The organism is Marivita sp. GX14005, assembly GCF_023370775.1.
GTDB lineage: Bacteria > Pseudomonadota > Alphaproteobacteria > Rhodobacterales > Rhodobacteraceae > Marivita.
In genome coordinates this window covers 1,116,263-1,132,567 of record NZ_JAMCCQ010000001.1, presented here as the reverse complement: position 1 = coordinate 1,132,567, position 16,305 = coordinate 1,116,263, and the positions used below count along the sequence as shown (strand labels likewise).

At 58.1% G+C, this 16,305-nt stretch carries 9 protein-coding genes; all 9 read right to left on the bottom strand.

What is annotated here, in order from left to right:
• Positions 1-2 precede the first annotated feature (2 nt).
• Entirely contained in the window at positions 3-1,022 is a 1,020-nt protein-coding gene (locus M3465_RS05610) for a glycosyltransferase family 2 protein (RefSeq protein ID WP_249500715.1), read from the bottom strand.
• 2 nt (positions 1,023-1,024) lie between these two features.
• The gene (locus M3465_RS05605; RefSeq protein WP_249500714.1) at positions 1,025-7,483 is read right to left on the bottom strand and encodes a type I polyketide synthase; all 6,459 of its coding nucleotides are present in this window, start codon (positions 7,481-7,483) and stop codon (positions 1,025-1,027) included.
• Positions 7,484-7,576: 93 nt separating this feature from the next.
• Complete coding sequence (locus M3465_RS05600; RefSeq protein ID WP_249500713.1) at positions 7,577-8,935, bottom strand: oligosaccharide flippase family protein; 1,359 nt, start codon at positions 8,933-8,935, stop codon at positions 7,577-7,579.
• On the bottom strand, positions 8,932-9,810 hold the full coding sequence (locus M3465_RS05595) for a glycosyltransferase family 2 protein (RefSeq protein ID WP_249500712.1): 879 nt from the start codon (positions 9,808-9,810) through the stop codon (positions 8,932-8,934). The genes M3465_RS05600 and M3465_RS05595 overlap by 4 nt, the downstream gene beginning before the upstream one ends.
• A 78-nt stretch (positions 9,811-9,888) precedes the next feature.
• Positions 9,889-11,598, bottom strand: a complete 1,710-nt coding sequence (locus M3465_RS05590) for a hypothetical protein (protein WP_249500711.1) — start codon at positions 11,596-11,598, stop codon at positions 9,889-9,891.
• A gap of 10 nt (positions 11,599-11,608) precedes the next feature.
• Positions 11,609-13,312 (bottom strand): hypothetical protein, encoded by a 1,704-nt coding sequence (locus M3465_RS05585; protein WP_249500710.1) that lies wholly within the window; start codon positions 13,310-13,312, stop codon positions 11,609-11,611.
• Positions 13,305-14,171, bottom strand: a complete 867-nt coding sequence (gene motA, locus M3465_RS05580) for a flagellar motor stator protein MotA (RefSeq protein WP_249500709.1) — start codon at positions 14,169-14,171, stop codon at positions 13,305-13,307. The genes M3465_RS05585 and motA overlap by 8 nt, the downstream gene beginning before the upstream one ends.
• 21 nt (positions 14,172-14,192) lie before the next feature.
• Positions 14,193-15,293, bottom strand: a complete 1,101-nt coding sequence (locus tag M3465_RS05575) for a flagellar basal body P-ring protein FlgI (RefSeq protein ID WP_249500708.1) — start codon at positions 15,291-15,293, stop codon at positions 14,193-14,195.
• Entirely contained in the window at positions 15,290-16,294 is a 1,005-nt protein-coding gene (locus tag M3465_RS05570; protein ID WP_249500707.1) for a flagellin, read from the bottom strand. Before M3465_RS05570 ends, M3465_RS05575 begins: the two co-directional genes overlap by 4 nt.
• Positions 16,295-16,305 lie beyond the last annotated feature (11 nt).

Sequence of the window (16,305 nt, the reverse complement as noted above, 5' to 3'; positions counted from 1 at the left end):
GTTCAATCCATGCTGGTTTGAAGACGCGCCTCGGCCGGGGACCTGATCGACCGGATTGCGGCATTGGGCGTGGGTTTGAAAAGGGCGCGGGCATCATGGGCGATCATGTCGCGCAGGAAGCGGGGGGCATCGGTGTTGGGCCGTCTTTCAATACGGCGCCGTAGCCGCCAGAGCAGCGTTCCCGTCACGTTGAGAAGCGTAGCCGCCGCCGCAAAAACGCGCCCGTGATTCTTCGAATAGTAATACCAGCGGCTCTGATACCAATAGGGCGGCGTCCGAGCCCAGGAACCCATCCCGGTTGACACCGAACCGATATGCGACACACGGCTCTCGCGAACGAAATGCACTTCGAACCCTGCCCGCTGCGCTCGCAGACAAAGATCGGTTTCCTCGAAATACAAAAAGAAGGTTTCGTCGAACAGGCCAGTCCTGTCCAACGCGTCCCGTCGCACCAGCATCGATGCGCCGACGATCCAGCCGACCGGGCCGGAGCGATCCGGAACATGAAGCGGCAAAACAGAATTTTTCAACACTCGCGTGACTGGCCCCATGCGAATGGCCGCTTCGAATTCCGAGGCGAGGGACGGCAACCGAAAGGCGCTGCAATGGTCGCCTCCATCCTCGCCGGAAATCCAGCTTCCCGCGATTGCCGCTTCGGGGTGCATTTCAAGATGGTTCACGAGCGCCGCGATGCCGCCCGCCTCCACCTCCGCATCCGGGTTGAGCAGGTAGACGAACTTCGCGCCGGGGCATGTCTCCAAGCCGGCACGGATGCCGAAATTGTTGCCCGCGCCGAAGCCGCCATTCCGTCCCGTTTGCAGCACGCGCAGGTCAAGATGCGCGGGCCATTTCGCGCGCGCCACGCCGTCGCGCATCGCCTCGAACGAGCCATCGCCCGAGGCGTTGTCGACCAGAAGGATCGCGCCTCCAAAACCTTCCATCGCGGCGGCAACGGAACGCGCTGCCTTGAGCGCAAGATCGGGCGTTTTGTAATTCAGGATAACGGCGACAATATCGGTCATGGCTATTCCGCCGCTTCGGACGATTGGAAGGGCAGCACTTCGCCCTGCCCGTTCATCACCGCTTCGGTTCTGACGATCACGTCCTGCAACTGCTTGGCGAGAACGCGGACGTTCGGCTCCAGCACCATGCTGTCATGGTCGCCCGGCACTTCGAACACCTCGATCTGTGGCGCGTATTGACCCCAGTCGTTGTCATCGAAAAGGTAAGCGCGTTCATGATTGACCCAGCGGCCAGCGGAGACGCGCCAGGTTCCCGTGAGCGGCGGCCGGAAAAGAACGATGCGGCCGTCCAGCGGCGCGACCTCATATGCCTCGACAGCTTTCAGAAAGGCCGCTTCGATACGCGCGTTGTGAAAGCCGTGCCCGGCTGGATCGTCCTGAGGATAATCGCGCTTCTGAAGTTCCCATCGCAGGCGATTGCGCGCCCAGACGATCGGATAACCGACCCCCTTGCGGCGCAACTCATGCCACTGGATCAACAACCGGTCCCATCGAGACAGTGGACGGCGGCGCGGCAAAGGCGTGTCCAGCAAAACGACCAATGCCACTTCCGCGCCCCCGGCGCGCAGTTGGCGGGCGATTTCGACGGCGATGATCCCTCCGCCGGAAAATCCGCCAACGAAATACGGGCCTTTGGGCTGCACCTGCATCATCTCGGCGATATAATCGCGCGCGGCCGCTTCGACCGAACGGTGCGGCTCCTCATCGCCGAAAAGCCCCTTTGCCTGCAGCCCGTAGAACGGCCGTTCGGTGCCCAGAAGCTGCGCGAGATGGCGTAGGTTGAGGACGTTTCCGAACATACCCGCGACGAGGAAGAACGGGGTTTGTGGACCGCCTTCGCCATCGTGCATTGCGACCAGATGCTTGAAACGGCGCTCATGGGCAGGCGGCTTGCGGGGCGCTTCGCCGCTTGTCGGAGTTTCGTTTTCGTTCGGGATGAGCTCGGCGCAGGCGCGGATTGTCGGGGCTTCGAAGAGAACGGAAATCGGAAAATCGACGTTGTAGACCTTCCTGATCCGGGCGAACAGTCGAACCGCGATCAGGGAGTGACCGCCGAGATCGAAAAAACTGTCTTCGACACCGACATTCTGAACACCCAGCAGATCTTCCCAGATGGCGACGAGGTTCCGTTCCACATCGTTTTGCGGAGCGACATATGCCCCCTCCAGTTTCGGGCGATCGAACTTGTGGACGCTCGATTGCGCATCTGCCCTGTCCGCCTGATCGGTCAACGCCTCGATATCGAGGGACGAAACGACGATTTCGGGCTGGCCGAGCGCAAGCGCGCGCGCGAAGGCATCAGCGCCCAAGCCAGGCGGAATCCCCTGGCTCAGGTTGTATTGCAACCGCTGCTCCGCTGTGGAGAGAGGCTGTTCCGCGCGCTGGTCTTCGGCAGGTTCGAACTCCGACGGGCTTACGCGAAGCGGCGCAGTCAGAACCGAACTGTCTTCAAGCCGTTTGATGGTAAATCCTTCGATCTGGATGCAGACTTCGCCATCGGGGGTCGCCAGCGTAATATCGAACCGCGCGGTATCGCCACCACTCCGGTTATGCGCGGCCGACCGGACCCAACTGACGATCCGGTTTGGCAAGGGGTGATGCAAGTGAACCGTATCGATAGACACTGGCACCCATAAACGCTCCGCGCGATAGCCTTCTATCAGCTCCATCGCCCATCCGGTGGCGATGTCGAGCAGCGCGGGATGGATCAGCCAATCGCGGTCCTGCGCCGCGACCTCGCCCAGCGACAGTTCAGCCAGGCCTTCGCCGTCTCCCAGGCAATAGCTGTCGAGCACTTTCCAGCGCGCGCCGAACCGCAGTTGCGTTTCCTGGGCGGCGTCGAGTTTGCCGCCCTCTTTGCCGGCAGCCCGCCCCGTGCATCGTGCCCGGATTGCGGCGGGATCGATCCGGCCGGGCTGCTTCACGGGCGCCAGGGAGAGCTGTGCCGTAGCAAGGGGCGCGAAACCTTTCTGGCCGTTGAGTTCGCAATCAGCGCTGACGGTAAGGTGATAGCCGTGATCGCGGCGCTCCAATCGCGCCCGAACATCGCGCTGCGCCCGATCACCCACATGTAGCGGGCGCAGGAACGTCATGTCACGTATGGTGAACGCGCGCACATCCTCCTGCGTCTTCAGCGCTTGCGCGGCAAGCGTGACATGCGCGGCGCCAGGGAACAGTGCGGCTCCGTCGCGTGTTCGATGCTCGTCGATGAACCAGTCATCATCGCAATACCGCGCGGTGAACAGACGGTTTCCCGCAGGATCGAAACCCGCTCGGTGCAGAAGCGGCTGGTCAATCGTTTCGAATGTTCCCGGCGCAGCCCGATCTGCCAGCGCATCGGCTGCCATTCCTACATCGGCCCAAATGCCCCAGTTGATCGCGACGACGCGGGTTCGCCCCCCTTTGCGCGATTGAGCGAACGCGTTGAGATATTCGTTCGCGGCGACATAATCGACCTGTCCGGCCGGTGCGATATGCGTGGACGACGAGGAAAAGAGCGCGATGAAATCTGTTTCTCCATCCGCGAATAGCTTGCCCAACACCTTCGCGCCATGGATCTTGGCGGCAAAAACGCGCTCCACCGATGCGGTTGTCTTGGAAAGGAGCGGCGCATCTTCCATCACGCCAGCGGTATGGATGACTCCGTCAATCCTGCCGTGGCGCGCTTTCGCGTCTTCGACAAGCGCGGACATCTCAGTCAGATTGCAGATATCGGCGACATGGCAGAACACCGTCGCTCCGCGATCCTCAAGATCGCGAACGGCCGCGATCCGGCGGGATATCCGGTCATGCGGGGCATGTCGTTGCAGATAGCCGTCCCATTCCGATCGCGGCGGCATGGCCTGTCGGCTTGTCAGATGCAATTTGCATCTATGCGCGGCAAGCGATCTTGCAATGGTCATGCCAATTCCGCCAAACCCGCCGGTGACAAGATAGGCGCCGCCCGGTCGGATCGCAGGTTCGGCCCGTTCGATCAGGCGGGTTGCTCGCAATCTGCGTTCGTAGCGATGCTCCCCCTGAAGCGCGGCGATGGAAGAGCCGGGCGCAGCAAGCATCTCTTCGAGAATCTGCCTGTTCAGACGTTCCATCGCCTCGCTGTATGCGCTCTCTCCGGAACGGCCAAAGAAACGCGTGCGGGGTTTTGGCGGAAGCGCAAGATCGAGGGTCGAGATCGACAATCCCGGTATCTCTCGCGGCGCAACGCGGGCGGGACCGGCAATAACAGCCTTCTCGGGCTCTGCCAGCGGCTCGTCACCAACAGATGCAGCGCCGGTGGTGAATACCGTGATCTGTTTGGGCTTTGGCAGTGTTTCATCGGCGATGGCCTGCGTCAGGAAAAGAAGCGAATAAAAACCCTGCTCCTGCACGCGGTGGAAAAAACTCGATCCCGGACGGTGGCGCCTATCCCGCGTCACCCCCCAGAAATGCGCGATACGGCTTGGCACCAGACCGCGCGAGAGCAGATCGCGGCACAGCATGTCATAGCCTTCGCGCCCCCGCTCGGGAGCAAGGATATAGCGCCGATCCGAAAGCCGGGCGAAGCTGTCTCCGGGTGAGAGTTCGATCACCGTGTGCCCCGCCGCGATCAGCCGGTCCGCCGCCCGCCGGGCGAGGCCCGCGTCATCCATGAAGACAAGCCAGGTTTCGGGATCGATTGCGCCGAGATCATCCATCGTCGCGATTGGCGTATCGGCGTATTTCCGGCTCCAGATCGGGGTCCAGCCCCAGTCCTCCGGTTTCTCTATCCTGGTGAGGAAGTCCGGGGCCGGTTCGATTCGGGGTTCGGCCGGTTCGATGAAATAGCGCGATCTTTGAAACGCATAGCTGGGAAGCGGCACGCGATTGCGCCGCGCATCGCCCCAGATCTGTGCCCAGTCGAATTCGCCGCCGAGCGCCCAGATGCGGCCAAGCACTTCGAGCATGTGCCGATCGTCTTCAATGTCCTCGTCCGGATGCCGAAGGCTCGAAATGGTCTGCTGCGCCGCAATCCCCACGCTTTGGCGAGCGAGGGCGGACAATGCCTTTCCCGGGCCGACTTCAAGATAGATGCGATCCTTTCGTCTGGCGAGCGTATCAAGGCAACTCGCAAAACGCACCGTCGAGCGCAGATGCATGACCCAGTATTCCGGATCGGTGGCCTGGTCGTCGGTCAGGAACTCTCCGGTGAGGTTCGACGTGAGCGGGATCCGAGGCGTGCGCAAATCGATTGACCGCAGATAGTCACGGAACCGATCAAGGATTGGATCGAGCATCCGGGAATGAGCCGCAATATCGATGGGAATCCGCTGGAATTCGACGTCTTTCTCGGACAGAGCGCGTTCCAGTGCCTCCAACGCGCCGGTCGGCCCCGACGCCACGCTGAGCCCGGGCGCATTGATTGCGCCGAGATCGAGAGCATCACTCAACATCGGTTTCAGCTCCGCCGCGGGAAGCGCCACAGACACCATCCCCCCTTCGTTCACACTGTCGAACAGGCGTCCGCGCAGATGAACCAGACCCACGCAATCCTCGAACGACATTACGCCGGCGAGACAGGCGGCCGTATTTTCACCCATCGAATGGCCGGCAAGCACCGATGGCGCGATCCCCCAGCCCATCCAGAGCTGCGCGAGCGCATATTCCACGATCATGATAAGCGGGAGCTGAACAGAGGGTTTGCGAAGCGCCTTTTCGGCGGCGGCCTCCCGGCCCGGTTCAGGACGCCAGAGCGCGCGGATATCGGTGCTTTCCACGGCGGCGAGGCACTCGAACCCGCGATCCATCCAATCGGCGAAAACGGGTTCGGTTTCGTAAAGATCGCGCGCCATGTTGACATATTGCGCGCCGCCACCCGGGAAGAGGAAGGCAATGTCGGGATCGCTCAGCGCGGAATGGGAATGGACGCGCCGCGCGTCCTTGTGCTCGAGCAGTCGCGCTGCATCCTCATGGTCAGACGCGACGACAATCCGGCGTTTTTCGAAAGCACGCCGCCCTTGGGCCAATGTCCAGGCGATGTCGGGCAAAGGTTGGCCGGTATGTTCGCGAAGATGCGCGGCAAGACGTTCGCAATTGGCGTCCAGCGCGGCCTCACTCCGGCCCGAAACGGTGAGAAGCTGAAAAGGCCAATCGCTCGGTTCGGATGCTGGCCGCGGCGGCGCTTCCTCCAGAACGAGATGCGCGTTCGTGCCGCCGACGCCAAGGGAATTGACACCCGCCCGGCGCGGGTGATCGCGGCGGGGCCAATCCGTCAGCCGGTCATTCACGATGAAGGGCGTGGTTTCGAACGCGATTGCCGGGTTCGGCTTTTCGAAGCCGAGGCTCGGCGGCATCTGCCGGTTGTGAAGCGCGAGCGATGCCTTGACCAGGCTGGCGACGCCCGCAGCGGTATCGAGATGGCCGATATTCGTCTTCACGGAACCGATCCGGCAATAGCCAATCCGATCCGCGGTTTCGCGGAAGGCCTGTGTGAGCGCGCTCACCTCGATCGGATCGCCGAGATAGGTGCCGGTTCCGTGGCACTCGACATAATCTATAGTGTCCGAGGTCGTCCCGGCCATCGCCTGTGCTTCGGCGATCGCAGCCGCCTGCCCCTCGACCGACGGGGCGAGATACCCGGCCTTCGCCGCGCCATCGTTGTTGACGGCGCCGCCTTTAATGACAGCCCAGATATGATCGTTATCCGCCACGGCATCGGCCAGCCGCCGCAGCACGACAACCCCGGCGCCCGAGCCGAACACCGTTCCCTGCGCGCGATGATCGAAGGCGTGACACTGCCCGTCGGGCGAAAGGATTTCGTTTTCCTTGTATAGATATCCATGCCCCTGCGGCAATTCGATCGTCACGCCTCCGGCCAGTGCCATATCGCACTCGCCGCTCAGCAGCGACTGGCAGGCGTAGTGGGCCGCGACGAGCGAGGTGGAACAGGCTGTCTGAACGCTGATCGACGGACCGGCGAGATCGAAGATATGACTGACGCGGGTGGTCAGGAAATCCTTGTCATTGCCGGTATGGCGCAGAAGGAACAGCCCGGTTTCATCCACCAGATCGCGGTTGGAACACAGGTTGACGTAGAAATAGCTGCCCATGCCGCAACCGCCGAAAACGCCGATCCTGCCGGAAAATCGCCCCGGCACATGCCCGGCATCTTCCAGCGCCTCCCATGCACATTCGAGGAACTGGCGATGCTGCGGATCCATGATGGCCGCATCTTTCGGCGACAGACCGAAAAACTCCGCATCGAAGTGATCGAACCCGTCGAGGGGCGCGGCGTAGGGAACATAATCGGGGTGACGCAGCAGCGCTTTGGCCACACCGGCGGCGATCAAATTCTCCTCGCTCTGCCGCTTTATCGAGGAAACGCCGTCGCGCAGGTTTCGCCAATATTCCGTGACCGACCGCGCACCCGGCACATGGACAGACATGCCGACAATCGCAATGTCACTTTCCGCGCCATACCCCGGCGCGGTTCCTTGTTCCGTCATACTCGTACCCCGGCCCTCCAGCGTATGGGGACTACCCCACAATTATGAACAAACTTTGGCAGTCATTGCATAGCCATGTGGCATTTTTCCGCGTCAAAGCGCAGCGAGAACGGAAATTTGGTTAGAATTGAACCAGATCGCCAGCGCGACGAGCGCAGCCGCGACAAGTGCATAAGCCCCGTCATGCGCAGGATCCCAAGCGCCTGCGTGGCGCGCCAGCCACACTACGAACGGATAGGCGGCAAGCCCCGCCAAACCCATCCCGATCAATGCACCGAACAACCCGCCGAGCGCCAGTCCGGCCAAGAGAAAACTCACCGTCAGCACGGCGCGGGCGGCGGACAACACGAAGAATCGCCTCGAATCTCCTGTTGCCAAGGCGGCCTGCTCGTAAGTCAGCGCGATGATCTGGGGCATCTGCATGGAAGCGAGCAATACGACAACCGCGCCGGCCATTGCGTATCGATCATCATAGAGCGTATCCACAAGCCACACGCCCGACAGCGCAACCGCACCCGTCAACGCGACGATGCCCGCGGTCAGGACGAAGCGCATCCGCTGTAGTTTTCGAAAATTTGCGTCACTGTCCGCAGGCGGCCGCTCGCGATAAAGCGGTATCAACATCTTGCGCGTCATGACACCGCCCATCAGAAGCGGAAAACTGGCGAGGAAAAAGCCGATATTATAGACGCCGAACTGATCGAGCGGCAGATATTTTCCAAGCAGCAGCTTGTCGCTTTGCATGTAGATAAAGCCGCAGATCGTGCTCAGAAAGATCCATTTCCCGAAATGGATCAACTCGGCCGCGGCACCGCTTTCCCAATGGAACCGATTGCGTTTCCCAGGCAGGTAGAGATCATAGGCCGCAAGTTGCAACACGGAGGCTGCCACGCCGCTGATCACCAGCGCCCAAACAGATTGCATCCACCACGCCAGACCTACGGCGAGCACGATCCCGGCGGCTTGTGCGGCCAGATCGATCCCGGTCAACCGGCCAAGCAGAAGATGGCGGTTGGCCGTCTCCATACGCGTCGGATTGAACCCTGAAACAAGCAGGCTCAAACCCGAAACGGGCAAGATCCAGGCAAGCAGAGGCTCGTTATAGATCGAGGCGACCGGAACGGCGATCAGGCTTGCGAACACCCACAAGACCGCGCCGCGTATCACCTGTATCGTCCAGGCCGTGTCCAGGAACTCAGGATCATCGCCCCGTTTCGATTGCATGATGGCGGGGCTTATGCCGACATCGGAGAACATCGCGAGCCCCTGCATGATGATCGCGACCAGCGCCATCAATCCGAACGCCTCGGGAAACAACAGCCGCGTCAGAACGAGATTCGACAGCAGACGAAGCCCTTGGCTCGCGCCGTACCCGCCCAAGGTAAAGAGCGAGCCGCGCATGAAACGCGCTTGTAATGAGCCGCCGCGCAGCCTGCCGGCAAATCCGTTCATCTCCCGCGGCTCCATTCCGAAGATGGGCGCACGCCCAATCTCACCGCGACGGCAACCGCGGCATAGACCGCGAAACCAATCGGATCCAACAGCGCGAGCCGCGCTTTGGCCCGAACCGAGAAACGCGGTTTATCGTCATTCCCGACAAGCTCCGGAAACAAAGTCTTGATCTCCGTGACGCCCCTGTCCTGCCGCCGCCGGACCCGCACCAGATTGCTCCATCCCTCGACCATCGGCCAAAGATAGGACGCTTCGACCGAAATACGCTCACTCGGAGCAAAACTCAGCCGGACGAACGTATCGTCCGAAACAATTTCGGGAAACACATCCCATCTGAGCCTGCCGGCCGCGTTGACCGCGAACAGGCCCGCACCGGGAACGCCATGCGTCATGAAAGGAACCTTAGCATAGATACGGGCGTAGAATCTGGTCATTCGCGTTTCAGGCGGCGAAATCTCAAGTCTTCCGCTTGCATATCTGGGCTCGGCGCGATCGAGCACCTCGCGCAATTGGCTCAGGAGCTGAGGCGAGACCAAAACATCCGCATCGAGATAAAAGCGCATACCGCCCCGCGCGAGGCGGTCTCCGGCATTGAGCGCCGCGATCTTACCGCCTTTCTCCCTCTCGATCACGCGGAGTTCCCACCCGCGCTCGCAAAACGCAGTCCTCATCTGATGCGCCAGGCCGGCAGTCCCGTCACTGCTTCCATTCGACACCACGATCACCTCGATTGCCTCGCTCCGGTTCCAATCGCTTGCCAGAACGGCGCTCAAGCATGCCTCGATATGCGCCTCCTCGTTGGAGGCGGGTATGATCACCGTCGCAATCGGCGCCAAAACGTTCCTACGCTTGTCGACATGGGTTCGCATAGACATCCCAATGAGCTGCATTTCGAACGACATGTGCCGAAAGATATTGTCTATTGTAAGGAACCGAGCCTGTAGTGGAACAGGCTACTCGCCCAATGCGCGCCGCAAGGCCTGCCATCTGGGATTGTCATCTTCAAGATGCCGGAGCGCACCCCAGTTACCCCATTTGCTGGGCGGTGCGACATCTACGAAAACATTGAACGGAGTGTCGGAAACCTCTCTCCAACTTGAAAGGGCGTGATCATAAAGCTCACCCATATCGTCGGAGTAATTGAATCGCGTCAAAAACTCAGTCAGGCGATTCTCATTGACGGCCCGATCCCTCGCTGCGGCGTGCGATCCGCCCTCATACATTACAAGGTCGAGCCCCGCATCCCGCGCGGCCTTCGCATGATATGGCCAGAGCTTGGTGATTAAAGAGGAAAGCGAACCCTGCCTCACGATTTCAGCCGCTCTTTCGCTCGCCCGCTCAAATCCTCGCTGCCCTACAAACTCCCGCAGAGCGGTGTCGGAAATGCCGTTCTTCGCGCCTTCCTGCATTGCCGCGTGTTCGCTTTCGTCCAATATGCGCCTTAAAACACTTATGTCACCCAGCTCGTGTCCGAAATAGCCGGAAACGGCGTAGGCATCGAAACTCAGAGCTGGCGCTTTCCCAAGCGCTCGCTTCGCCAATGGCCCATAGAGAGTTGCCTTCTCGAGCTCAGGCCAAGCGGTGTGGACCGCAACAACCCGCCTCAAGCGGTCCGGGTTTTCGGAAAATACATCGCCCCAGATGTCCATGACCTGGGCAGCACGCAACCCGTAAAACTCCATCCAACCATCCGGTACCGGCCCCCAAAACGCCTCGGCCCGATCTTTCGCCCAATGCGCCTGTTCGAAGATATAGTTCCACATTTCATTGGAATATTCGACATAAACGGTCAAATGGGGGTCCAAACCGTCTTTCACTCGCGTCGCAATTTCCCGCACCACATCATCATCGGCCTTATGGGGGATCGTAAACCAAGGGTCTGCTCCGGTTTTGTTTGCAAGTTCGACAATCACCTCGATTGGAACCCCGCGCCAGCTATAAGAGAAATCGGAAGGCGAAGCGAGGTCATCCGTTGTGGCAAGTGTTGAGTCATTCGTATTCATCCAGTCCATAACCCGAAACCCGCCAAAATCACGTATTATACGCAGCCATTCGGGACTGAAGACACTCCCGTTCGCCAGGAGCTCGGCGTGTTTTTCGTGAACCACCTGAATGTTTCGAACCGGATCGTCACGATCGGTGCTACTGATTGCAATACCAACCGCTCCCTCGCCCGGGTGATAATCAAACGCGATGAACCCTTCTTTCGCTAAGACGGTATCGCCCAAACCCGTTATCCTGATATCCCCAACCCCATCGTAATACAAATGATACCGCCCTCCAAGATAACCCGCTGTATCCGGCTGATCGGTGAATAGCAGGGCCTCGACTTTTCGCAGACCCGGCGGCACGAATACCGGCCATCCATTGTCACCGATCGCGCCCATAGCCTGAAGTTCGTGAAACGTCATACCCCCCCACTGGCCATTTTTATGGCCGATCCAAGGCCTAGCGGATTTTATGACATTGAGGAATGGATGCTGCGTAGACCAATCCGAGATGGAATTAAGATTCACCAATAGAGATTGCGACGGTTCGCTCGCTGCCGCGAAAGAACCGCTGGGGCACAACATAACGCTCAGTGCCAGAAAGATCGCACCGGCGTAGTTGAGGTGCGACGCGCGATGCAACTTACGTTCAATCCAACATTTGATGCGGATCATCGGTTTGACCCTACTCACGGAACTGTTCGACCAGTGACTCACGAAGCGATGACGCGGTGGATAATCGCTGTCTTGCCTGTTCGACAGTGGGCGCCTCGTATGGAGCCTTTGTATCCGGCGCCGAAATTTCCAAACCCGGCTCAGGAGAAAGTAGCGAACCAGCCGCGTCGAGATTTTCGTTTTTGGCCTTCTGGTACTCCGACGACGGAAACTTGGCAGTAACATCACCTTTTTTTTCAAGGAGTGGCTTCAACTCCTCATCGAACCCATCATTTAACAGTCGAACGATCACCGGCGAGAGGCTATTCACGCTGAAATCGTCACCATGCAAGGCCAAAAATTCGAACACAGCAAGTGGATCGCTGTGCTCTGCAAGATTTGCCAGAAGTCGCCCAACTGCCTCGGCATGATTGTTATCCGGCACGTCAGTCATCATTTCATACGCATCGAAGAACCGATCAGCCTCAAGATAGCTTTCAAAAAGAGCTATCGATACATCTTCTTCATGCTCGGTGTCCCGCGCGGCTACGGAAATGGCCGCAAGTGTATCGGGATCGGCACCGTGTTCCGCGTATGAAGCGTCGCCTTGACGCCGTTTTGTCGGCAACCCCATGAGTTCCTTCTCGACCACTCGATGGGCAAGAATGGCCGTACCGGCTTCGGACCGTGAGATTGCCTCATTTTCCTTCACCAACTCGGCGAGAGTCAACTGCATTCCCAAAGTCAGCTTCGAGAAAGCTTGCATCGCCCTCAGCGTTTCGTCATCTGAAAGCGCTACGCCCGATAACCACCTTGTAAATGATAGTGCCAACCCTGATTTTGGTTTGCAGTTTACCTTGCCGTTATGATCGTTTGTCAGGACCATAATAATTTGTTCGGCGCTCTCTCGCTCTGGCCCGCTTATTGCTTTGCTGCTGAGCAGAGCTTTGGCTTCATGCAATAACCCTTGAGACATAAGATACATCGCTTCTACAAGTTCGACTCCGCCTTCCTCATCAAAGGTGAATAATGCCTCTCGCTGGCGGACCGACTGCTTGGGATCTCCCTCGACCGCCGTAAAAAGCCTCTTCCAAAAGCGCTCTTCCATAGTACAGTCCGATCGAATTGCACCTTCGGTGCTGTCATCATTACCCGTCGGCGTGGTTGATATTTCTTCATGAACGATGGCTGAAATATCAGGTTTCATCATTGGCGTTAGAGACAAGGAGCTTGATACAATTCGAGACACCCTATCGATCAAAGACATGTCCACACGCTCAAACTCCATACTGGCTGAGTCACGATCCGCGGTAGTTTTCTGCGGCAAAAGCGGAGGGAGCGGAAACTGTTGCAAAATCCGCTTTGGCAATTTGGGCCTGTCGTATATATCAATAACAAGTAGCCTTGCATTGTACTGCGAGATTTCAGCATCGCAATCACATGTAGTTAATATTTCAATTGAAGAGTCATCTTTGACGATGTTGTCAACACGTCCATATAGCAGCCGGTCGTGAAGACTGGAAATGTCGAGTTCATTCACTTGAGGGGAGATTTTCAGTGAGACCGCATGATCGGCTATGTTGGACGATTCGAGGTCGAACGGCGAAGAAAATGAAAAAGTTACCCGCGTAAAATTATCGTGCTCACCACCCCTGACAATCGCGGTGTTTGCTGATCCCTTAGATGCTCCGAACATTATCAAAAGCATGATTGCTACAAAAGCTACTTTAAGCATTTATCTTTATTCCTGTTAGAGACTCGTCCAACTCGGAAAATCCTGGTCGCAAATGATGTGGTATATTCTGCCGCGCTACTTCAAGGCACATCTTCGGAGGATGTTGATGCATGTGAGAAACAAGAACTTCCTTTATGGTCCGATAGAAGTTGATATCTTCATCTGCGGCGGCTTTGACCTTCGCGGCAAACGGCGCGACCAGGCAATAGGCCAGAAAAACGCCCAGAAACGTTCCAACCAAGGCACCCCCAATCAATTTTCCGAGAACTTCAGGCGGCTGATCGATCGAACCCATGGTTTTAATAACACCCAGCACCGCGGCAACGATCCCCAGGGCCGGCAAGCCGTCTGCGATTGACTGCAGGCCGTGTACCGAATGTTCGCGATGGTGTTTGGTCTCCTCGATTTTCTTGTCAAGCAGCTCTTCCACTTGCATCGGATCGTTGTAATTCATGGATGCGGACCGCAGCGTATCGCAAATGATATCCAGGGCTGAATGATCATTTTGCAGCTTGGGAAATTGCGAGAAAATCTCCGAGGTTTCAGGTGCGTCGATATGGCTCTCCAACGCGACGGGGTTTTTTCGCGAAACTGCGATCAACTGGTACATCACCTTCAGAAGATCTTCGTAATCATCTGCTTTCCAATGACTTCCTTTGAATACTTTCAATGTGTCCTTGGCGGTTTGCTTCAGGGAGTCGACGGTATTCCCGACGGCGAACGCACCTACAGCTGCCCCTCCTATCATCGTCAACTCGAAGGGTAATGATTTAAGGATTATTCCCAACTTTCCGCCCGCCAGGAGATAGCCGCCGAACACCATTATGAACGTAAACGCAATACCCGCCGTCGCAATCATGTGCTGTCTCCGTTCCTGCCTTCACATCACGACAAATTCGGCGTGCAATGCACCCGCTGCTTTGATTGTTTTAAGGATGTCGATAAGGTCGTTCGGCGAGATACCCAACGCGTTCAATCCGGTGACAACATCGGACAAAGTCGTTCCATCCGGTACTTCCGCCAGGGAAACTTCCGCGCCTTGATTTATCGCCGCGTTGGTGCGCGGGACCACAACGGTCTCTCCTTCCGAAAACGGGTTCGGCTGGCTGACCACAGGAGTTTCCTGCACGGTCAAGGTGAGATTCCCTTTCGAAACGGCCACGCGGGACACGCGGACGTTTTCGCTGATAACGATGGTTCCTGAGCGTTGATCAACGACCACGCGCGCCAAGGTGTCCGGCTCGATCCGGAGATTCTCAATTCGCGCAATCAGGTGGGCGGGCGTGCTGGCCGCGACCCTTTCCAGAGCGACTGAAATCGTCCCAGAGTCCAGCATTCTCGCAATAGGTGAACCGATCGCGGTGTTGACCGCCCTTTCCACGCGGGATGCCGTAGAGAAATCAGGAGATTTCAACGCGATGGTCAAGGACGCCAATTCGTCGAACTGGAAGGCGACCTCCCGTTCCACAGTCGCGCCTGAGGGGATGCTCCCGGCGGTGGGAACACCTTGCACGACCTTGGCGGCATCCCCTTCCGCAACCACGCCACCGGCGATAATCGAACCCTGCGCAACCGCATAGATTTTGCCATCCGCGGCGTTCATGGGTGTCATCACAAGTGTTCCGCCACGAAGGCTTGATGCATCGCCGATCGCCGAGACTGTGACATCAAGTTTGCTGCCGGCGCGTGCGAAAGGTGGCAACTGTCCGGTCACGATGACGGCAGCGACGTTTTTGGCGCGAAATTGCTCTCCCGTGACGTTAACGCCAAGTCTTTCCAGTACATTCGACATCATATCTTCGGTGAAAGGCGAATTTCGCAGCCCGTCACCGGTTCCGTCCAACCCGACAACCAAGCCGTACCCGACAAGATCATTCCCCCGCACGCCCTCAAAACTCGCTAAATCCTTGAGGCGCACGCCCTGAGCCTGCGACAGGGTTGCGACAAGCGCGAATGCCACGGCAGCAATGAATGGTTTCATCTTAGATACTCCGCAAGCGATGCGCGGCCTTGGCGTGCGGCGACCCGGTAAAAGATGTCGAGTTGGCTTTGCGCGGCCTCGAATTTCGAAACCTCTTCAAACTGGTCAACTCCGACGAGGGTCAGGCGGTCGATTTCCAATCGCGCCAATTCCTCGTCTACGGTAGAGGACGCTTCGGCAATCCGCGATTCCGTCAGGCCAAGCGTTCCCCGCTCGGCAACCAGGTTGTCCTTTGCGACAATAAGTTCCGCTCGCGCCTGCCCGAGGAGAGCTTTCTGATCTTCGATGTTCAACCCGAGCGCGGGATCCGAAGCCAAGCTGGCTTTCGCCAGTGCCTTAAGATTGTCACGAATGGTCCGGTCATCCGCACGAAATCCGAAAGTCGCTTTGCCGTCGTCGCCCAGAGGTATGGTAAGATAACCGATAGTGGATCCTGTATAGGCCGAGACCTCGAAGCCGCCGCCGACCGAGTCGAACCAATTGTCGACCGCAAGACTGACGTTATTTGCGGTTGCGACACCGCCCAAGGAAGATTGAACGTTGGATAGAAGCGCGGCGCCGTCAATCAATGGAGGCCGGTTCGTGGCCGTTCCCGCGAACAAATAACGACCCCCAATTTCGGTGTTCAAATTCGCGACGGTGTCTAGAAAAACACTTTTTGCGTCGCGTGACAGTGCCTTGACCCCATTGTCAGTCTGAAGCTGCGACTCCAGACTCAGGGAATTCACAAGGTTTTCCGTTCGGTCCTGAATTTTCCCCATGACCAGTTGGGTCGCCGACGCAATGACATTCGCTTCGTCAATGCCTCGTTTGTGTTGCTGCAGAAGCGTCGACTTTCTCTCCAGTAGCGATAATGACAGCGTCGCACCACCGAGATGTTTGGCCTTGTCTTCGACGATACCGGTTGTTGCAGTTTTGGCTGAAGTCTCTGCAGCATTCTGCAAGTTCGTTTGAAACCTGCTCTTTATGATGAAGGATGCTAGATCTCCGATTGCGCGCATCGATATTCTCC